At 45.3% G+C, this 19,321-nt stretch carries 18 protein-coding genes; 9 read left to right on the top strand and 9 right to left on the bottom strand.

What is annotated here, in order from left to right:
- Positions 1 to 12: 12 nt before the first annotated feature.
- A complete protein-coding gene (locus OCV19_RS05855) occupies positions 13 to 1,197 on the top strand; it encodes a cystathionine beta-lyase (RefSeq protein ID WP_065675728.1) in 1,185 nt (394 codons plus the stop codon).
- A gap of 146 nt (positions 1,198 to 1,343) precedes the next feature.
- Here OCV19_RS05855 and OCV19_RS05850 read toward each other — a convergent pair whose 3' ends face one another.
- From OCV19_RS05850 to pspA, 7 genes are all read right to left on the bottom strand, one after another.
- A complete protein-coding gene (locus OCV19_RS05850; RefSeq protein WP_065675729.1) occupies positions 1,344 to 1,910 on the bottom strand; it encodes a DNA-3-methyladenine glycosylase I in 567 nt (188 codons plus the stop codon).
- Between the two features lie 78 nt (positions 1,911 to 1,988).
- A complete protein-coding gene (locus OCV19_RS05845; RefSeq protein WP_065675730.1) occupies positions 1,989 to 5,099 on the bottom strand; it encodes an efflux RND transporter permease subunit in 3,111 nt (1,036 codons plus the stop codon).
- Positions 5,092 to 6,177 (bottom strand): efflux RND transporter periplasmic adaptor subunit, encoded by a 1,086-nt coding sequence (locus OCV19_RS05840; RefSeq protein ID WP_019824281.1) that lies wholly within the window; start codon positions 6,175 to 6,177, stop codon positions 5,092 to 5,094. Before OCV19_RS05840 ends, OCV19_RS05845 begins: the two co-directional genes overlap by 8 nt.
- Position 6,178: 1 nt before the next feature.
- A complete protein-coding gene (locus tag OCV19_RS05835) occupies positions 6,179 to 7,213 on the bottom strand; it encodes an efflux RND transporter periplasmic adaptor subunit (RefSeq protein WP_065675731.1) in 1,035 nt (344 codons plus the stop codon).
- A 157-nt stretch (positions 7,214 to 7,370) separates the two neighbouring features.
- Positions 7,371 to 7,757 (bottom strand): envelope stress response membrane protein PspC, encoded by a 387-nt coding sequence (pspC, locus tag OCV19_RS05830; RefSeq protein WP_029405576.1) that lies wholly within the window; start codon positions 7,755 to 7,757, stop codon positions 7,371 to 7,373.
- Positions 7,750 to 7,983, bottom strand: coding sequence for an envelope stress response membrane protein PspB (gene pspB / locus OCV19_RS05825; protein ID WP_065675732.1), 234 nt, complete (start codon positions 7,981 to 7,983; stop codon positions 7,750 to 7,752). Before pspB ends, pspC begins: the two co-directional genes overlap by 8 nt.
- 14 nt (positions 7,984 to 7,997) lie before the next feature.
- Complete coding sequence (pspA, locus tag OCV19_RS05820) at positions 7,998 to 8,669, bottom strand: phage shock protein PspA (RefSeq protein ID WP_010440091.1); 672 nt, start codon at positions 8,667 to 8,669, stop codon at positions 7,998 to 8,000.
- Positions 8,670 to 8,942: 273 nt separating this feature from the next.
- Here pspA and pspF point away from each other — a divergent pair, with 273 nt between their 5' ends.
- The 7 genes from pspF (at position 8,943) to OCV19_RS05785 (ending at position 16,122) form a co-directional block, all read left to right on the top strand.
- Positions 8,943 to 9,965 (top strand): phage shock protein operon transcriptional activator, encoded by a 1,023-nt coding sequence (gene pspF / locus OCV19_RS05815; protein ID WP_065675733.1) that lies wholly within the window; start codon positions 8,943 to 8,945, stop codon positions 9,963 to 9,965.
- 102 nt (positions 9,966 to 10,067) lie between these two features.
- Positions 10,068 to 11,690 carry an ABC transporter substrate-binding protein SapA gene (gene sapA / locus OCV19_RS05810; protein WP_065675734.1) on the top strand — a complete coding sequence of 541 codons (1,623 nt, stop codon included), beginning with the start codon at positions 10,068 to 10,070 and terminating at the stop codon, positions 11,688 to 11,690.
- Positions 11,690 to 12,652 (top strand): ABC transporter permease, encoded by a 963-nt coding sequence (locus OCV19_RS05805; protein ID WP_065675735.1) that lies wholly within the window; start codon positions 11,690 to 11,692, stop codon positions 12,650 to 12,652. The genes sapA and OCV19_RS05805 overlap by 1 nt, the downstream gene beginning before the upstream one ends.
- Positions 12,639 to 13,526, top strand: coding sequence for a putrescine export ABC transporter permease SapC (sapC, locus tag OCV19_RS05800; protein WP_017065331.1), 888 nt, complete (start codon positions 12,639 to 12,641; stop codon positions 13,524 to 13,526). The genes OCV19_RS05805 and sapC overlap by 14 nt, the downstream gene beginning before the upstream one ends.
- Positions 13,526 to 14,527, top strand: coding sequence for a peptide ABC transporter ATP-binding protein (locus tag OCV19_RS05795; RefSeq protein ID WP_065675736.1), 1,002 nt, complete (start codon positions 13,526 to 13,528; stop codon positions 14,525 to 14,527). Before sapC ends, OCV19_RS05795 begins: the two co-directional genes overlap by 1 nt.
- The gene (locus OCV19_RS05790) at positions 14,524 to 15,306 is read left to right on the top strand and encodes a peptide ABC transporter ATP-binding protein (protein WP_017060304.1); all 783 of its coding nucleotides are present in this window, start codon (positions 14,524 to 14,526) and stop codon (positions 15,304 to 15,306) included. Before OCV19_RS05795 ends, OCV19_RS05790 begins: the two co-directional genes overlap by 4 nt.
- 36 nt (positions 15,307 to 15,342) lie before the next feature.
- Positions 15,343 to 16,122, top strand: a complete 780-nt coding sequence (locus tag OCV19_RS05785) for a DUF2927 domain-containing protein (RefSeq protein ID WP_065675737.1) — start codon at positions 15,343 to 15,345, stop codon at positions 16,120 to 16,122.
- 98 nt (positions 16,123 to 16,220) lie between these two features.
- On the opposite strand, the gene OCV19_RS05780 is transcribed toward OCV19_RS05785, so the two are convergent.
- Entirely contained in the window at positions 16,221 to 16,610 is a 390-nt protein-coding gene (locus OCV19_RS05780) for a DUF2750 domain-containing protein (RefSeq protein ID WP_004734596.1), read from the bottom strand.
- A gap of 149 nt (positions 16,611 to 16,759) precedes the next feature.
- Positions 16,760 to 17,665, bottom strand: a complete 906-nt coding sequence (locus OCV19_RS05775; RefSeq protein ID WP_017060302.1) for a manganese-dependent inorganic pyrophosphatase — start codon at positions 17,663 to 17,665, stop codon at positions 16,760 to 16,762.
- 201 nt (positions 17,666 to 17,866) lie between these two features.
- Here OCV19_RS05775 and OCV19_RS05770 point away from each other — a divergent pair, with 201 nt between their 5' ends.
- Positions 17,867 to 19,081 (top strand): putative manganese transporter, encoded by a 1,215-nt coding sequence (locus OCV19_RS05770; protein ID WP_065675738.1) that lies wholly within the window; start codon positions 17,867 to 17,869, stop codon positions 19,079 to 19,081.
- Positions 19,082 to 19,321: the final 240 nt, after the last annotated feature.

The raw sequence follows: 19,321 nt of genomic DNA, 5'->3' as shown, positions 1-19,321 counted from the left end.
GGAATTCACAGCATGTCCGAGAACAAAACCACTAAGCTGATCACTGCAGGTCGTGATAAGAAGTGGACCAATGGTGTCGTTAACCCACCAGTGCAGCGCGCTTCAACTGTCGTGTTCAACTCAGTAGAAGAAAAGCGCAAGGCTACGATTAATCGCGCTAACAAAACGCTTTTTTACGGACGTCGTGGAACCAACACTCATTTCGCTTTCCAAGATGCCATGGTTGAAGTGGAAGGCGGCGCTGGCTGTGCGCTCTACCCTTGTGGTACGGCCGCCATTTCTAATGCCATCCTCTCTTTTGTAGAAACTGGTGACCATATTCTGATGGTCGATACATGCTACGAACCGACGCGTGATTTCTGTGACACCATCATGAAGAAGATGGGCGTAGAAACGACTTACTACGAGCCAACGATTGGTGAAGGCATCCAAGACCTTATTAAGCCAAACACTAAGGTTCTATTTACCGAGTCTCCGGGTTCAGTCACCATGGAAGTTCAAGACATTCCAACGCTTGCGCGTATTGCTCATGAACATGACATCATTGTTATGTTAGACAACACATGGGCAGCCGGTGTTAACTTCTCACCGTTTGAATTCGGTGTTGATATCTCTATCCAAGCAGCGACTAAATACATCGTTGGTCACTCTGATGTGATGCTAGGGACAGCGGTAGCCAATGAAAAATGTTGGGACCAACTGAGAGAACAGAGCTACTTGATGGGACAATGTGTTTCGCCAGATGACGCTTACCTCGGTCTACGTGGTATTCGTACTCTTGATGTTCGCCTACGCCAACACGCAGAGAGCAGCTTGAAAGTCGCAAAATGGTTAGAAACTCGCCCTGAGGTTGACCATGTTCGTCACCCTGCACTTGAGTCTTGCCCTGGCCATGAGTTCTTTACGCGAGATTTCACTGGCGGGAATGGCTTGTTCTCTTTCGTACTGAAAAACTCAAATACAAAAGCAACCACAGATCTACTTGATGGTATGACGCACTTTAGTATGGGTTACTCATGGGGCGGCTTTGAGAGTTTGATTCTAGCGAACGAACCGAACAGTTTTGATAGCCTAAGAACAGTAGCGAATCCGAACTTCGAAGGTACCTTGATCCGCGTTCATATCGGCTTAGAAGACGTTGATGATCTGATTGCAGACCTAGAAGCGGGATTAGAGCGTTACAACGCGCTCGTTTAATTTAAAGCGTTAATAGACTCAGACCAAAAAGGCAGGGTATTCCTTAATGCCACTCGCTTAAGAGCGAGTGGCATGTTTATTAGGATATTTGGCTGCCTTTTTCTGTTTAACGCCCATGACAATAAGTCGGAGTTAGAAATAATATTTTATTTATGTCGACAACCGACTAAGTGATCATTAACCATGCCTGTCGCTTGCATGAACGCGTAACAGATTGTTTCCCCTACAAACTTAAAGCCTCTCTTCTTTAAAAACTTACTCATCGCTTTAGATTGCTCGGTAGAAGCGGGAACTTGAGACATCTCAGTCCATTGATTCACGATCACCTCATTATCGACAAATTGCCATAAGGCATTAGAAAGAGATCCGAACTCTTTCTGTAATTCAAGCGTTGCTCGTGCATTGTTGTATACAGAGGCAATCTTGCCCTTGTGTTTAACCACATCGAAGTTTTCAATGATGTGCGGCACGTTGTCTTCATTCAACTCAGCTAACTTGTTGAGATCATAATTATCGAACGCGGCACGATACCCTTCACGCTTTTTTAGGATCGTAATCCAACTTAGGCCCGCCTGAGCGCCTTCTAAAGTAATGAACTCAAACAGAACTTGGTCATCATAAACAGGCACGCCCCACTCTGCGTCGTGGTACTCCCTTTCGAGCTCATGTTTAAGCGCCCAGGCACAAGTTCTATCTGATATATTTACGTCCATTTTTGTATTCTCTTTTTATCAATCGGTATATAAAAATAATGCCCCAATTAGGGGCATTATTTCAAAGGTCAGTTGACGTTAAGCCACTTCAATTTTATGGAATAAACGGTACAGCACAGGTACTACGATTAGCGTGAGTACAGTAGCAAAGCCTAAACCAAACATAATGGTTACCGCCATCGGCTTGAAGAAGATATCAGGCAGTAACGGGATCATACCTAGAATCGTTGTAATCGCTGCCATACATACTGGACGAACACGACTCAATGCTGCATCAACTACCGCAACATAAGGGTCTTTACCTGATTTAATTTCAATCTCAATTTGATCAAGCAATACGATACCGTTCTTAAGAAGCATCCCGGATAAACTCAAGAAGCCTAGCAATGCCATAAAACCAAATGGTGTATTCAAGGCTAATAAGCCTGTCGTTACCCCGATTAGCGCTAATGGAACCGTTAGCCAAACAATCAGCGGCTCTTTGACCGAGTTGAACAAGAACACGGTAATCAAGAACATGAACAGGTACCCCATCGGCATAGTGGTAAACAGTGACGCTTGTGCATCAGCAGATGACTCATATTCACCACCCCACTCCAACGAATAACCTGGTGGCATCTCAATCGCTTCGATTTGTGGCTGTAAGCGTTTCTGTAACGTCGAAGCCGTTTCTTCACCCAATAGGTCGTTGTCGGCCATTACCGTCAGCATGCGCTTACGGTTCTTACGGATGATAAGTGGATCTTCCCATTCTAATTCGTAGCCAAGCGTCACTTGCTGCAACGGAATGTATTCGCTTAATGCCGGACTCCAAATCTTCATACCTTCGATGTTGCGAATATCAATTCGCTCATCTTCAGGTAAACGAGCCACAATAGGCATCAGCGTAGTACCATCACGATACACACCAATCGACTTACCAGAGAAAGACATTGCAAGGAAGTCATCAACGTCAGATTTGGTAATACCATAACGACGCGCTTGGCTTTCATTGAACTGAGGCTCTAATACCTTAGTTCTTTCACGCCAATCGTGACGAACGTTAAACGCGCCTTCATCAGCTCGCATAATGTCCATCACTTGAGCAGCGATTGAACGTAAAACCGTTGGATCAGAACCCACAATTCGCGCTTCAATTTTCGCACCGCCACCAGGACCTAATTCGATCTGTTTAAGCTTGTAGTCGATCTCTGGGAACTGACCATTTACATGATCACGGAAGCGTTTCATTAGCCCTTCAAGTACTTCGTAGCTCTTCACACGAACCGTTATCTCGCCGTAAGCACTATAACTTTTCTCTGGCGCATAAGTCAGCATGAAACGTTGCAGGCCTTTACCCGCCGTTGTCGTGATATGTTCAACTTCGTCCTGCTCTGCTAGCCAACTTTCAAGCACTTTAAGCTTGGTATTGGTCGCTCGAATATCGGTACCTTCCGGCATCCACACATCCACTTGGAACATAGGTGTGGTTGAAGACGGGAAGAAGGCTTGCTTAACGAAACCAAAACCGTACACACTCGCACCTAAACCAATCACCAGAACGATCATGGTTAACCACGCGCGTTTCATACAGAACTCAAGGAAGTTTTTATAGATAACAAAAACCATCCCGTTGTATGGGTCTTTGCCGTCATTATTGGGATCAACCTTCTGTCCTCTGAAGAAGATATCTGCAAAAAACGGCGTGATCGAGATAGCAGTAAACCAACTCAGCATCAATGAAATCAATAGCACCGTAAACAAGGTGCCACAGTATTCGCCCGTTGAATCTTCAGACAAACCAATTGGAGCAAACGCGGTGACCGCAATCACCGTTGCTCCAAGCAGTGGCCATTTGGTTTGGGTCACGATATCAGTGGCGGCCTGCATCCGGGTTCGTCCCTTCTGCGTGCCGATCAATATCCCCTCCACCACCACAATGGCATTATCCACCAGCATCCCCAAGGCAATAACCAACGCGCCCAGTGAAATACGTTGAAGATCGATTTTGAAGTACTGCATGAAAATGAAGGTACCAAAAACGGTCAACAACAATATCAAGCCAATCAACAGTCCCGACCGTAGTCCCATGAAGAACAGTAACACCACGATTACGATCGCAACCGCCTGCCCTAAACTCACCACAAATCCGCTTACCGACTTGTTCACCTCTTTAGGTTGGTTATAAACCTCTGAAATGTCGATACCGACGGGTTGTTGGTATTTAAGTTCAGCAAGTCGTCGGTCAAACGTTTCACCCACGGCAACCACATTTACGCCTTGCGCAAAAGAGACACCAAGGTTGAGTGCGAGCTTGCCGTTATATCCAATGATATTACTTGGAACTTCAACATAACCACGAGTTACATCAGCGACATCTTTTAGATAGATAAGCCCTTGAGCGCCGCCTTCTGTCAGAATCAAATCACCAAGCTGTTCAACATTCTGGAACTCACCCGTTGGATGGATTCGAATGTATTCGTCGCCAATTCTTACCGCACCCGCACTTGATACAATATTTTGAGTCGATAAAAGATTAAATACCGTGCTTGGAGACAGACCTAAGGAGCTTATCCGCTTCATCGATATCTCAATGAATACTTGCTCTTGTTGTTGACCAGAAACAGAGACCTTACTGACCCCATCAACCAACTCCAGCTCTCGCCTTAGATAATCAATGTAATCCAGCAGCTCTTTGTAGCTATAACCATCACCCGTCACCGCAAGCAAGATCCCGTAAACGTCACCGAAGTCATCAATGACTTGAGGATCATTGACCCCAGGTGGCAGTTCAACCTTAAGATCATTCACTTTTCGGCGAAGTTCATCCCAAATTTGCGGAAGATCGTCCGGACCATAGTTATTCTTCATCGTTACCGTTACCTGAGACAGGCCACGGCTTGAAATAGAGTTCACTTCGTCGACATAGGTAAGCTGTTGAATCGCTTTCTCTAGTGGGTAGGTAACTTCTTCTTCCACCTGCTGAGGCGTTGCCCCCGGGTATGAAGTCACGACCATTGCATCTTTGATGGTAAAGGCAGGATCTTCTAAACGCCCCAAACCGAAGAATGCTGAAACACCACCAATAAGAAAGATCAGAGATAGCATCCAGCTAATGACTTTGTTACGTATAAAGTAAGAAGCAACACCTGTGATCTGATCATCACCCTGTTGATCGTCATTTTGGGGCTTGTTATTTACTTCACTCATTGTTCGTCTCCTGAGACAATACTTCCACTGTCATCCCATCTCGCAATCGCGATACGCCTGCAACAACGACATGCTGCCCCATTTCCAATCCTTTCATTACCTGCAATGTTTCCTGGTTTGCTTTGCCTAACACGACTTGTTGTTTCGAGACTGTCTTGTCGTCGTTAAGAACCCACACATAAGAGTTTTTACGATCCAGTTCATCACCGTCTGCATTGAATACCGCTTCGATCGGAATAAGTACACCAGCTTTTAGCTCCAAACCGATATCCCGCCCGTTTGAAGTCACATCTACGGCCATACCATCAAGAATCAAATCGTCTTCTGGCATCGGCAAAGCTAATGTAACCGTGAAGGTACCCGTACTTGGATCGGGTTCAGTGGTGAACTCTTTAATACCTGCGGTGTATTCATTACCGCTTGGCACTCTCACTACAGCTTCCACGTTCGAGAGGAGCGTTTCATTGGGTTGATTCACATAAATTTGGTCAGGGAGCTGAATCACAACTTCGACATCCTCAACACTGTGAATGTTCACAATCTGTTGGCCTACCTGAATATTTTCATATTGGTCGACACTGACTCGAGAAATAATCCCATCAACAGGCGCACGAAGCATAGTGAACGATAAGCGCAGTTTCGCCAGTTCCAACTCGGCATAAGCAATCTGGCGTTGAGCGGCAATTTCATCGAATTGCGACTTAGCCAATAAGCCTTTCTTCACTAGCGGACTCGAACGTCGGTATTGACTGTTAATTACCGTGTAACGCGCTTGAGCATTGTCCACATCCAATTGATAATCGGTTGGGTCAAGCTCTGCAATGATGTCACCAGCAGAAACACGTTCGCCTTCTTTAACATCAAGCTTGTAGATTTCACCCGCCACTCGGAAACTAAGATGAGCTTTCTCAGCCGCATTCGCGACCGCTGGGAAATAGAGCTTGTCGCTAAAATCGATGACTGAAATCTCGACGGCTTTAACTAAGGGTGTGTTATCCACTTCTACCACTTGTTTATCTTCACAAGCTGTCAGTAGGGCTAAACACGACAGCCCTGTGGCCACTTTAAGTGTTTTCATGTTATAGCCCCCTTTCCTTGATCCACTCTCGGACTTTTACGCCCGGCTCAAGACCATTAACGCCAGAAGTGACAATACGATCTCCGTCGTTTAGCCCAGAGACTATATGACGTTTTTCATCGATGACGATGGCAACATTTTCAACAATACCGTCGTTATTCACACGCCATACGGAGACATCATCTCCATCGGTCATCATGGCCGACGTAGGAATTTTAGTCGCAGCGGCTTGCGCAGAAACAAGCCTTACCGTGCCAGACATGCCCGGTAAAATACCGATATCCGTCGGTCTTTCCATTACCATGGTTACCTTGTATGAACCCGTTTTTGGATCCGCTTCGGTATCAACTTCTTGGAAAGTCAAAACGTAAGGGTTCTCAGGAAACGCATCAAATACCATGGTTGCATCGGTTTCAAACCCTGAAGAAAAGCGCGTGATAAGTTGGTCGGGTAATAAGAAAACGACTTTAAGAATCTGATTGGTTTGAATATTCATCACACCTTGTTTCGCCGCGATGTATTCATGGTTTTCAGCAGGAATGATGGAAATCGTTCCATCGTAAGGCGCAACCAGAGTGGTGTAACGTAGATTAGCCTTAGCTTGGTTCAGGACAGCTTTAGCCGAGTTGTGGTTGGCTTTCGCTTGATCGAAATCTTGCTCTGAAACCACTCGATCTTTACGCAGCTTAATCGAGCGTTGGTATTGAACATCGGCAAGCTTAAAGTTAGCTCTCGCTTGCTTTTCTAACAGCTGATATTCATCAGGGTTAAGCGTTGCAAGTTTGTCACCTTTGGTAACCTGTTGACCCGATGTGACATCGATAGTCTGAAGTAACCCAGGAACACGGAACGCAAGAACGGCTTTATCGCCAGCTTCTGTGGTGGCTGGAAAACTACGTTCAAAGGCATTATTACCGACGGAAACGGTGAAGAGTTTGGCGGGTCTAGAATCAGGTTCAGGTACGGGAGGAAGCTCCTTACCACACCCAGACAACCCAGCTAAGGCTGTCAATAGGACAACGGAGGCTCTATACATTGGTGATCATCCATATCTATAAATATTTTTATAACATAGATTAATCACATGTAACTTACCAGTTATCGTAAGATTTATTTAGACAAAATTATTAAAAAAAATAACGGCTTGGAATAAATTTTCCTAAACCGTTATCGAATCTTTTTTAGACTTATCGTTACATGTTCTTAAATGCGCGGTCGACTTTAAAGGTGTCGGAGGTCACATAAGCTTCCATGTTGCGGACACTGGTCTCTAACTTCTGGAAATCACCCTCTAAAGTGCCCAGTAACGACTCTGCCGTTTGCCCTTTTTCCCAAGGCTTTTGTTTGAGTGTGTGCTCTTGTTTGGCTTTCATCTCATCAACATAGTGAGGTGGTTGTTTTTCAAGCATAAATGTCAAAGCTAAATACGCTAATAACACCAGAAAACTACCACCAAGCAGTGCTGCTGAGATAACTAAGATGCGAACCAACCACACTTCAAGGCCAAAGTAGTTCGCTAACCCTGCACACACACCAGACAATTTGCCGTTAATCGTGTCGCGATACAGTTCTCTACTCATAGTTTCGTCTCCAGTTAGGCGACTCCGCATCCAGTATTTTTTCTAGCGTTTTCACTCGGTCTTGCATGGATTCGGCTTGCGCAGAAAGCTTATGCAGACGTTGAAGATCCGTTTCAGAAAGACCATTGCTGGATTTCTTCTTGCTGCGGTAATGTAAGAATAACCATAGCGGTGCCACGAAGATTAAAAAGACAATCATTGGACCTGCAATTAGAAATGTTGACATAGACAACTCCTAGATTATTTATCGCGGTTTTCAACTTGTTGCTTCAGTTTCGCTAGCTCTTTTTCGATTTCATCTTGAGCTTGTAGTTCGGCAAACTCTTGGTCTAAAGATTTTGCGTTACCCGTCTTAGCGTAAACGTCCGCTTCAGCTTCTAATTCATCCACTTTACGCGAGAATTGCTCAAACTTCGCCATTGCTTCGTTGGTTTTGCTTGAATGCAGGTGTTTTTGAACATCACGACGATTGCTCGCCGCATTATTACGAATCATTAATGCTTGTTGCTTTGCGCGAGTTTCTGCAATTTTGGTTTCAAGCTTGCCGATCTCACTGGTTAGCTTTTCTATGGTTTCATGAACCAAAGTTTGCTCGGTGTGAAGGCTCTTGATGATGTCTTCCAGTTTTTGCTTTTCGATTAGCGCCGCTCTTGCCAGATCTTCACGTTGCTTAGTCAGTGCGAGTGTCGCTTTGTTTTGCCAATCTAGAATCTGAGTTTCGATAGCTTCAACTTTACGTGCTAGCTCTTTCTTGTCTGCGATTGCTTTTGCTGAGTTAGTACGAACCTCAACCAGCGTGTCTTCCATTTCTTGGATAATCAGGCGAATCATCTTTTCAGGATCTTCGGCCTTATCTAATAGTGCACTGATGTTTGAATTTACAATGTCTGCAAAGCGAGAAAAAATACCCATGAGGAACTCCTTAATTACAATGATGGCAAATGCGTTTCAAATCGCTGTACGACTTTAACAATCCACTTGCTCAAAAATTTACGTTTGTTGTGAAACCTACCATAAGTAATCCAAGTAGCATGCCAACTTTTAAGCCATTTATTATCAGTTACTTACAATAAAATGGTTATTAATCCGAACCATGCTATGATGAATTTAGCCAAGTATTGGTATTTTTCACCACTACGGCTCTTTCATGACCTCTCCAGCGATCAATTCATACAAGGACGCGCTATGCAGCAGAACCTCATTGGTGAATCACCTAGCTTTCTCTCTGTTTTAGATAAAGTATCCCAACTCGCACCAATAGAAAGACCCATTCTGATCATTGGCGAGCGCGGCACAGGTAAAGAGCTGATCGCACAAAGACTGCATTACCTCTCAAGACGTTGGGATCAACCTTTGATCTCATTGAACTGCTCAACCCTCAGTGAAGGTTTGATTGATTCTGAACTGTTTGGTCACGAGTCGGGGTCGTTTACGGGTTCGAAAGGTCGTCATCAAGGCCGTTTTGAAAGAGCAGAAGGCGGCACACTGTTTCTGGATGAGCTGGCGACCACTCCCCTTGCGGTTCAAGAGAAGCTATTGCGCGTTATTGAATACGGGCAATATGAACGTGTCGGTGGGCAAAAAGCGCTAAGTGCCAATGTAAGACTGGTGTGTGCAACCAATGCCGACTTACCAGACATGGCATTAAAGGGCGAATTCAGGGCTGACCTATTAGATAGACTGGCGTTTGACGTCATTACTATCCCTCCTTTGCGTGAGCGAAAAGAAGACATCATGCTACTCGCAGAATACTACGCCATTAAGATGTGTCGTGAATTGGAATTGGAGTTGTTTGTTGGCTTTGCCCCTTCTGCCGTTGAATCGCTTTTAGATTATTCTTGGCCAGGGAATGTACGAGAGCTCAAAAACGTCATTGAGCGAGCGATCTATCAGCACGGAAAAGACCCATATCCTATTGAATATTTGGTGTTTAACCCATTTAAGCCCGCATGGAAAACAGAGCAAGATTCCTCTCCGGAAACTGGCAATGAACCATCTAACAGCCATACTTCATCAGAGAGCTTGTTTTCTTTGCCGCTAGATTACAAAGCATGGCAAGAACAACAAAACATCAAGCTACTCAACCAAGCACTAAAACAGAGCAAATATAACCAGAAACAAGCCGCAGAATTGCTTGGGTTAACCTACAACCAATTACGTGGAATGGTGAGGAAGTACGCGATTGTCGGACAAGCTAACGATAAATAGCTGTCCACACTTGATTATTATTTGGAGCCGAATAAATAAAATGTTAAATTGTCCGGATCTTGAGGCTCCTCTAACGCCTCGTTTCGAAAAGTATTTCTTTTTATGAAAGCACTAATAAGACTATCACTGAGCATCTGCACGTTGAGCTTTCTCGCTGGATGTGGTGAGAGTGTGAATCACGAGCAAATCCGTGAAAAAGGCTTCATTTATTGTGGCCAAGGTAACCCTAGTACCTTCAACCCACAGCTGGTTGATAGTGGCATTACCGCAGAATCGCTGAGTCCTCAAATCTTCGATACACTGCTCACTCTTGATCCGATGACGTACCGACCAAAACAGAACTTAGTGACAAGTTGGTCTGTTGATAAATCAGGTACAGAATACACGTTCAAACTACGCCCAAATGTTGCGTTCCAAACGACAGGTTGGTTCACCCCAACTCGTAGCATGAATGCACAAGATGTGGTGTTTAGCTTTGAACGTGTCATTGATAGTTCAAACCCATTTCATTATGTGGGTGGCGGCCTATATCCATGGTTTGCCGGAATCGACTTCAAGAACCTGATTGTCGATATCACCGCAGTCGACGACCTAACAGTGAAATTCCAATTAAGTCGCCCAGACAATTCATTTCTCAATAACATCGCCACCAGCTATGCGGTCATTCACTCTAAAGAGTATGCCAATCAGCTCATTGCAGCGGATGAGAAAAATCGAATCGATTCCAATCCTGTCGGCACTGGCCCTTTCTACTTAGATGAATACCAAATCAACGACCTAGTGCGCTTGAAAAAGAACAAGCACTACTGGAAAGGTGAAGTACAAATGGACCAAGTTGTGTTCGATACTTCGCAACGTGGAACGGGCACACTTGCCAAGCTTCTTCGCAGTGAGTGTGACGTGCTCAACTCTCCGATCTCTAGCCAGATCCCTATTATTCAGGCTCACGAAGAGTTGAAGATTTCTGCTACTCCGGCGGTTAATGTCTCTTTCATCGCGCTGAATACTGAGCACCCTGCACTGCGTGACTCTCGAGTTCGTAAAGCGCTCAACTTAGCCATCAATCGTCAGAACATTCTTGATTCTGTGTATTACGGTACAGGAACCAAAGCCTACACCTTGCTTCCTCCTACTTCTTGGGCTCACCAAAAAGACAGCGTTCAAGTTCGCTACGACCGAAACTATGCGGTTGCGCTTCTCAAAGAAGCTGGCGTTGAACCTGGGTTAGAGCTTTCAATGTGGGTACCACTAGAGCCACGCGCATACAATCCAAGTCCAAGAAAAACGGCAGAACTTATCCAAGCAAACTTAGCCGATATTGGTATTGAATTGAAACTCTATACCGACGACCGATTTGACCGCACACAGTTGTCCTCTATTTCCTCAACAGACTTGTTGCTTACAGGCTGGATAGGCAATACAGGTGATCCAGACAACTTCTTACGTCCGCTGCTCTCATGCAGCTCTGAGCGTGCAGGGTTAAACGTCTCGATGTGGTGTAATTCAGACTTTGATTTCCTTCTCGACTTAGCATTAGAGATCAATCAACAAAGGCACCGTGTGAACTTGTACCGACAAGCCCAAAATATTCTAAATGAAGAAGTTCCTGTGATTCCTCTGGCTCATGGCGTGCAATTTCGCGTGCACGATCGTTCGCTAACAGGCTTTAAAGCAAGTCCTTTCAATGCCCAACCTTTTGATCAAGTCAGAAGAGAGGTGCAGTAATGTTTTGGTATACATTAAGACGTGTAAACTTATTCGTTATTACGCTAGGGATTCTAACCTTAGTGGGTTTTTCTCTGCTTCGATTAGACCAAACCTCCCCATGGGCAATTCAAGATTTCTGGCCTGGATGGATTAGCTATATCACTGAATTATCGACGCTAAACTTTGGCCTAAGCAAACACGGTGTGCCTATCATCGATGAGTTGGTCGTGGTGTTCCCTGCAACGCTAGAGCTGTGCTTCTTTGCCTTTGTGTTGGCACTCATCATCGGTATCCCTTTCGGCACCATTGCTGGTATGAGACAAGGTAAATTTGTTGATACCACCATATCGTTCACCTCAATGGCCGGTTACTCTGCACCTATATTTTGGGTCGCATTGCTGATGATCATGGTGTTTTCACTGCACTTTGAAATGTTCCCGGTTGGTGGCCGATACGACCTACTTTACGAGATTGAACACGTGACTGGCTTCGCGATGATTGACGCCTTTTTTGCCGAAGGTCACTACCGCGCGCACGCACTACAAAGTGTTATCGAGCATATGGCGTTGCCTTGTCTTGTTTTAGCGCTGGCGCCAACGACTCAGGTCATCCGATTGATGAGAGCGTCAGTGGCTGAAGTAATGACACAAAACTACATCCGCGCTGCGCGAATTAAAGGTCTTTCCACTAGAGAGATCATCACGCAGCACGTGCTAAGAAACGCGATACCTCCGATTATTCCTAAGGTCGGTGTTCAGCTATCAAGTATGTTAACGCTTGCTATTGTTACCGAGTCTATCTTTAACTGGCCGGGCATTGGTCGTTGGTTACTGGATGCCTTATCGAATCGAGATTACGTTTCAATTCAAGCAGGCGTAATTGTGGTAGCAACCTTGGTTTTAACCGCCAACATTCTGTCCGATCTACTGGGCGCGATGATTAATCCACTGGTAAGGAAGGAATGGTATGCTAACAAATAACGTCTACCAAGAAGAACAGATTCCAACCCAGTTCGAACGTTTCTGGCGCAGCTTCCGTAGTAATAATCTGGCGATGTTTGGCTTATGGTGTTTGGTGCTTATCATTCTGGTCACCGTCACTTCACCGTGGTTAGCCCCGCATGATGCACAAGAACAAACCGGTCACCTATTAACGCCGCCCTCATGGGATCCCGCGGGAACGGTAGAATACTTTCTAGGTACGGATGACTTGGGCCGAGATATTCTCTCTCGCCTAATAATTGGCTCTCAGTTAACCTTCGGCGCCGCGGTGGTGATTACCTTTATCGCAGCCGTCATTGGTTGTCTGATTGGCGTACTTGCTGGTATGACGCGCGGCTTACTATCAAGCACGCTAAACCACCTGCTTGATACTGTTATGTCGATTCCATCTCTTCTGCTGGCGATTATCTTCGTGGCATTCCTTGGCTTTGGCGAGTTCAATATCTTGCTCGCCTTGTGTTTGGCACTGATCCCGCGCTTTATACGCTCGGTGTACATTGCCGTGCATGCTGAAGTAGAAAAAGACTATATTCTGGCTTCTCGCCTTGATGGTGCGAACGATTTTTACCTGCTATGGAACTCAATCCTTCCGAACATCCTTACCGTGATCGCGCTTGAAGTTACGCTGGCACTGTCAGTCGCAATTCTTGATATCACGGCTTTAGGTTTCCTAGGGCTTGGCGCTCAAGCACCGAGTACCGAATGGGGCTCAATCTTGGGTGATTCGGTCGAGTTGATTTACCTTGCGCCATGGACAGTTACCCTACCCGGCTTAGCTATTATGTTTACAGTTATCGTGATTAACCTCGTCGGTGAAGGTGTTCGCCAAGCGCTAAATGCAGGAATCGAATAATGCCGTTACTTGATATTCGACATCTAACCATCGAGATTGAGACCCCTCAAGGGATGGTTAAAGCCGTAGATCGAATGAGTATTACCCTCAATGAAGGGGAAATTCGCGGCTTAGTAGGTGAATCAGGCTCAGGTAAGAGCTTGGTTGCAAAAGCGATCGTCGGAGTATGTAAAGAAAACTGGAAGGTTTCTGCAGACCGAATGCGCTTAGGTAATATCGACCTACTGCAACTGACGCCGAAAGAAAGACGCCGAGTGATCGCCCGCGATATCGCAATGATCTTCCAAGAGCCATCAACGTGTCTTGACCCTTCTGAAAAAGTAGGTAACCAGCTCGTTGAAGCGATCCCTTCCCATTCGTTTGAAGGTCGTTGGTGGCAACGATTTAAGTGGCATAAGAAGCAAGCGATCGCATTACTACACAAAGTCGGCATCAAAGACCACTCTCGCCTAATGGACAGTTACTCTTATGAGCTGACAGATGGTGAGTGTCAAAAGGTGATGATCGCAATGGCGATCGCTGCCAAGCCAAAAGTCTTGATTGCTGACGAGCCAACCAACGATTTAGACCCAATTACACAGTCTCAAATATTGCGTCTTTTGAGTCGTATGAACCAGATCAATAACACCACCATCGTGTTGATCGGCCATGACTTAACCACCATTACCCAATGGGCGACTCGCATTACCGTGATGTACTGTGGTCAATCGGTAGAATCCGCTGATACACCGAAGCTGTTGGATGCACCAAAGCACCCGTACACCGTTGCTTTGTTAAAAGCGATGCCAGACTTTAACGACTGGATTCCCCACAAAGAAAAGCTCCAGTCTTTGCCGGGGTCAATTCCACCGCTGCAACATCTTCCTATTGGTTGTCGATTAGGGCCTCGCTGCCCATACGCACAAAGGCAGTGTGTCGAGATCCCACATACGAAACGTATAAAGAACCATAAGTTCAACTGTCACTTCCCTCTGAATATGGAGAAGAAAAAGAAATCATGAGTGCATTATTAGAAGTCAGTGATTTGTCTAAAGACTTTACGACTCGCTCTGGTCTTTTCCGTAAAAAGATTCATCAGGCGGTGAAGCCAGTTAGCTTTTCTCTTGAAGCAGGCCAGACAATTGGTTTTATCGGCCAGAATGGTTCTGGCAAATCAACATTAGCCAGAATGCTCGCAGGCATGGTGGAGCCAACCGCAGGCGAGATCCGCGTGAATGGCGAAAAGCTAGAGCACAAAGACTACTCGACTCGTTGTAAGCTGATTCGAATGATCTTCCAAGATCCGAATACGTCACTTAACCCGCGCATTCAGATCGGTCGAATTCTTGAAGGTCCATTAAAGCGAAACACCAACATGCCTCCAGAAGCTCGTATGCGTCGTGTGAAAGACACACTACTGCGCGTAGGCCTTCTACCGGAACATGCGTATTTCTACCCTCAGATGCTTGCTGCAGGCCAGAAACAAAGGGTTTGTTTGGCTCGTGCCTTAATACTTCAGCCATCCATCATTGTTGCTGATGAAGCTTTAAATGGTTTGGACATGGCAATGCGCTCGCAAATCATCAATCTGTTCTTAGAGTTACAAGAAGAGATGGGCGTATCGTTCGTTTATGTATCTCAACACCTCGGTATTGTTAAACACATTACCGACAAGATCATTGTCATGCATGAAGGCAATGTGGTTGAGAGTGGGGAAACAGATCAAGTGCTAACCAATCCAACTCACCAAATCACCCAAAGATTGGTTGAGAGCCATTTCTCCAAAGCGCCCAACCACTAACCTGGAATCACGCTACATTTAGCAGAGGGGAAAAGTATGTATCGAACAGCTTCAATGCTTCCCCTCTTGTTGGTGCTGTTGTCCTTTAACGCGACAAGCACACCGCTTACTTGGTTAGATAGAACCTTCGTTGAAACTGCGTTTTATAAAGTCGCACTGCAACACGAATACTCCCAAGGCAACAAACCGCTCGCCAAGTGGAAACAACCGATCAAGATTTGGATCGATCATCGAGTGGGCGATGAGGAACTGCATCAAGAGCTCACAGAGCTTCATATCCAACACTTATCTGAAGTCACTCAACACCCAATCACAATCGTCAGTAAAGAGTCCGAAGCGAACGTTAAATGGATATACACAAGGCAGAGCCAGTGGGTATCTGAGGCGAAATCGGTGCTCAAGCTCAAATCAACTCAGCATTTAAATAGCGCCATCTGCACGGCGGGCTATAGAACCAATTCTAAAGGCGAGATTGTATACGCTGGGATTGTAATCCCGGTTGATCAGGCAAGATCGCGAGGTAAGCTGGTCGCCTGTATCGTGGAAGAGATCACACAAGTTCTAGGCCTGCCGAATGATTCAGATAAAGCCTACCCTTCTATTTTCAACGACCACACGCCAGAAGACTTATTATCGCCGTTAGACGTAGTGCTACTGCAATTGCTGTATGAACCAGAATTGAAAGCTGGAATGACAAAATCTGAAGTAAAACCTATCGTTCGAAAGATACTCAAGAGATACAGCAAAACAGGTGTGCTTCAGCAAGCTTCTAAAGCCGCACAGCAAGCGCCTTTGTATCAGTTGATTGGGTATTGACGAATATACGTTGGAAGCAGCTTAGATGGGATAATTGAATAATAGCGCTGCCTAAGAAAGGCAGCGCTGACTTACGATGTTACTGTATTACGAAAGAATTAGCGCTTAGCTGCCTGCTTTTTCAATTCGAAATCGAACTCATCAGGGAACAAGATAACGCCTTCTTCTTGCTCGTTCGGGAATACTACAACAGCAAGTTCGTCGTCTTCTAGACCGTTCGTCCAGCGACTGTGCCATTTATTCAACGAAATAGACTCAGCTTTACACTCAGACCAATCACCCGTTGCCCATGATTCTGCGAACTCTTGGTTTGGCCATACTGGAACACAATCTTCATCTTCTGTGTTCAGCATTACACAACCGTGTTCATCGGTTAAGATCCATACTTCACGGTTTGCTACGATTTCTTTCACACAGTATTTCAGGCGTTGCTCGCCCGTATACTTGTTGATTTCAGCGATTTTTTTATCGTCTAGCTGTGTAGTCATCTTAATTTCCTACTTTAGTCAGTAACTTTGCTCTTAAAGCTATTTTATGCCGAGTGTTTTTAACTTCAAACATTATCGATGAAGAAGAAAGTCTACTTCAAAGAAAAACGCCTGCTAAATAAGCAGGCGTTTAATATTAAGCGACTTGATTAAACAAGCTCACCTTGTAGCCAAGGCCAGCCTTGCTTCTTACGGCTTAGTGTATTTTCCATCATCAATACGCCGTCTTTCTCGTGCTTAACCAATTTCTCAGCCCACTCACCTTTGTATAGAAGACGAGTTTGAGCAGTAGTGATATCTGTTAGCATTACCGCAGCGAACGCTAGACCGTCTTTCTCACAACGCTCTTCAAGATCAGCTTCTAGTGCTTCGATCATGCCATCTACTTGCTCAAGAGTCGCAAGTTCAACTTGACCAACAACAACATCACGACCGTTGAATGGGTAGCCTTTAAGGTCTTTTTCTACTAGCTGTGCAGCAGATAGGCCTTCGATGTTTGTCTTAGCGATTAGAAGCGCTTTGATGAATGCATCAACGTCAGTTACGCCAGCGATTTCAGCAAGCTCAGCAACGGCGTCTTTGTCTTTTTGAGTACATGTTGGAGAAGCGAAACCCACTGTGTCTGAAAGAATTGCAGACATCATTAGTTTAGCGATTTGTTGAGAGATTGCGTGACCTTCAATCTTGAACATGTTGAAAAGTACAGTGTTTGTACAACCAACAGGCCAGATCCAAGCTTCCATTGGGTTTACTGTCATCACGTCACCTAGACGGTGGTGATCGACAATACCTACGATCTCTGCATCAGCAACATCATCTGGTGCTTGTGCTAGATCTGAGTAGTCTACTAGCCAGATTTTCTCACCAGCAACAGAAGTACGAAGCTCTGGCTTTTCAGCACCAGCGACTTCTAGAATGTGTTGAGTTTCGCGGTTGATCTCGCCTTGGCGAATTGGTGTCGCTTCCTCGCCACGAGCTTTAAGAAGCTCTGTTGCAACTAACGCACTACAAATACTGTCACTATCAGGGTTTTTGTGACCAACAACTAAAATCATGTTTCTTCCTATTACACTAACAATTATGACTCTACCTTTAGAGCCTCTCTTTATTAGCCATACTTTACCTCATTTTTTTAGATTGGTCATGTTTCGTGGGTTTAGCCAATAGTAACAATAGATAAAAAAACAACAAATGCAATTGATAATTATTATCATTCGTGTATATTTATCTTAAGCCATTAATTTTGAGTAACACCTATGGATCGACTAATCTCTTTTTTACCAAGCAGTAGCGCTGCGAAAACAACTCAGTTTTCACTGTCATTTAAGCGCCTGCTTTTGCCTATCTCACTTGCAGCATTGGTTGCAGCCCCAGCTACACGAGAGCTGACGGTGACTACTTTATCAGACGCGTTTTGGGCAGTGTCTTGTTATGTTGCTTTAACCTTGGCTATTTACCATTGGTTAAGCCTGTACATCAACAAAGATAACGTCTTCAATAAGCTCATCCATCAATCTCGTTCAAACCAAGTGGTGTTCGCGGCTCTCATGGGAGCGCTACCCGGCTGTGGCGGTGCGATAGTGGTGACCACGCAATTTATCTCGGGAAAACTCGGATTTGGTGCGGTAGTTGCGGTGCTCGTCTCAACCATGGGTGACGCGGCGTTCCTACTCATAGCGAGCGAGCCTAAAACAGGTTTAGCCATGATGGCGATGGGCGTGATTGTGGGCACTGCGTCAGGCCGAATCATTAACTTATTTCATGCAGACGACTTCTTACGCCCGAAACAAACAGAGAAAAATGACGCCACTAACAGCTGCACTGCTCAATCTCAAGACAAAGAATCGGTCTCTAAAAAAGCGATAAACCTGCAAGGTTACCTTTGGTCTGTACTGATTGTTCCTGGTGCTGCCGTTGCCCTACTTGGATCTTTTCAAGTCGATGTGAACGAGCTGCTCGCTTTGCCTGAAATGTCGATGGAATGGGCGGGGACAATTTTGCTGATCAGCTCGATGTTTCTGTGGGGGCTGACCCGTGAAATTGAGGATTACAAATCGGCGGTGAGTGAGGACGAAAAGTGTGTGGGCTCTCATCCACTGCAAAAGACCGCTCAAGATACAAACTTTGTCACCGCTTGGGTGGTGGTTGCCTTTCTTTTCTTTGAATTTGGTTCTGTGATAGCAAATGTCGATTTTGCGGCGCTATTCTCAAGCTGGGGCATCATGCTCCCCCTGGCTGGCGTGTTGATGGGTTTGCTACCGGGCTGTGGACCACAATTATTGGTCACTAGCTTATACCTTTCAGGCGCACTACCACTTTCGGCTCAGGTAGGTAACGCAATCTCAAATGATGGTGACGCGCTATTCCCTGCGATTGCGATGGCTCCCAAAGCGGCGCTGGTCGCGACCTTGTACTCTAGTGTGCCCGCACTAATCTGTGCTTATGGATACTGGTTTATGTTTGAGATCTAACTTGAGCACAGTTAACTCCATAGGCTTCTGTAAGGTCGGTACTTTGTATCGGCCTTTTTGTTTCCGTCAGCCTAGCCTTTCCACAGTTTTTTTTGACCTTCCCTTCCTGAACCACTGTTTCTACTACTGCTCTCAAACAGCACGTTACAGCCTGTCTCAAAAACGCCCTCTATTAGCCCTGTATAATGCTTATTTAGAAACACCAACACTGATATCAAAAATACAAAAAGCCCCTGTAAG

The sequence above is a fragment of the Vibrio celticus genome, from assembly GCF_024347335.1.
Classification (GTDB): Bacteria; Pseudomonadota; Gammaproteobacteria; order Enterobacterales; family Vibrionaceae; genus Vibrio; species Vibrio celticus.
The sequence above is the reverse complement of the archived record's forward strand: the minus strand, read 5'-3'. Positions and strand labels throughout refer to the sequence as shown.

What these genes read in the sequence shown, in the direction of transcription:
- sapC (WP_017065331.1), top strand. Translation starts at nt 12,639, where the DNA reads ATGCTAACAAATAACGTCTACCAAGAAGAACAGATTCCAACCCAGTTC.
- OCV19_RS05835 (WP_065675731.1), bottom strand. Translation starts at nt 7,213, where the DNA reads ATGTATAGAGCCTCCGTTGTCCTATTGACAGCCTTAGCTGGGTTGTCT.
- OCV19_RS05790 (WP_017060304.1), top strand. Translation starts at nt 14,524, where the DNA reads ATGAGTGCATTATTAGAAGTCAGTGATTTGTCTAAAGACTTTACGACT.
- pspB (WP_065675732.1), bottom strand. Translation starts at nt 7,983, where the DNA reads ATGTCAACATTTCTAATTGCAGGTCCAATGATTGTCTTTTTAATCTTC.
- OCV19_RS05840 (WP_019824281.1), bottom strand. Translation starts at nt 6,177, where the DNA reads ATGAAAACACTTAAAGTGGCCACAGGGCTGTCGTGTTTAGCCCTACTG.
- OCV19_RS05780 (WP_004734596.1), bottom strand. Translation starts at nt 16,610, where the DNA reads ATGACTACACAGCTAGACGATAAAAAAATCGCTGAAATCAACAAGTAT.
- pspC (WP_029405576.1), bottom strand. Translation starts at nt 7,757, where the DNA reads ATGAGTAGAGAACTGTATCGCGACACGATTAACGGCAAATTGTCTGGT.
- OCV19_RS05845 (WP_065675730.1), bottom strand. Translation starts at nt 5,099, where the DNA reads ATGAGTGAAGTAAATAACAAGCCCCAAAATGACGATCAACAGGGTGAT.
- OCV19_RS05855 (WP_065675728.1), top strand. Translation starts at nt 13, where the DNA reads ATGTCCGAGAACAAAACCACTAAGCTGATCACTGCAGGTCGTGATAAG.
- pspF (WP_065675733.1), top strand. Translation starts at nt 8,943, where the DNA reads ATGCAGCAGAACCTCATTGGTGAATCACCTAGCTTTCTCTCTGTTTTA.
- OCV19_RS05770 (WP_065675738.1), top strand. Translation starts at nt 17,867, where the DNA reads ATGGATCGACTAATCTCTTTTTTACCAAGCAGTAGCGCTGCGAAAACA.
- OCV19_RS05795 (WP_065675736.1), top strand. Translation starts at nt 13,526, where the DNA reads ATGCCGTTACTTGATATTCGACATCTAACCATCGAGATTGAGACCCCT.
- OCV19_RS05785 (WP_065675737.1), top strand. Translation starts at nt 15,343, where the DNA reads ATGTATCGAACAGCTTCAATGCTTCCCCTCTTGTTGGTGCTGTTGTCC.
- sapA (WP_065675734.1), top strand. Translation starts at nt 10,068, where the DNA reads ATGAAAGCACTAATAAGACTATCACTGAGCATCTGCACGTTGAGCTTT.
- OCV19_RS05805 (WP_065675735.1), top strand. Translation starts at nt 11,690, where the DNA reads ATGTTTTGGTATACATTAAGACGTGTAAACTTATTCGTTATTACGCTA.
- OCV19_RS05850 (WP_065675729.1), bottom strand. Translation starts at nt 1,910, where the DNA reads ATGGACGTAAATATATCAGATAGAACTTGTGCCTGGGCGCTTAAACAT.
- pspA (WP_010440091.1), bottom strand. Translation starts at nt 8,669, where the DNA reads ATGGGTATTTTTTCTCGCTTTGCAGACATTGTAAATTCAAACATCAGT.
- OCV19_RS05775 (WP_017060302.1), bottom strand. Translation starts at nt 17,665, where the DNA reads ATGATTTTAGTTGTTGGTCACAAAAACCCTGATAGTGACAGTATTTGT.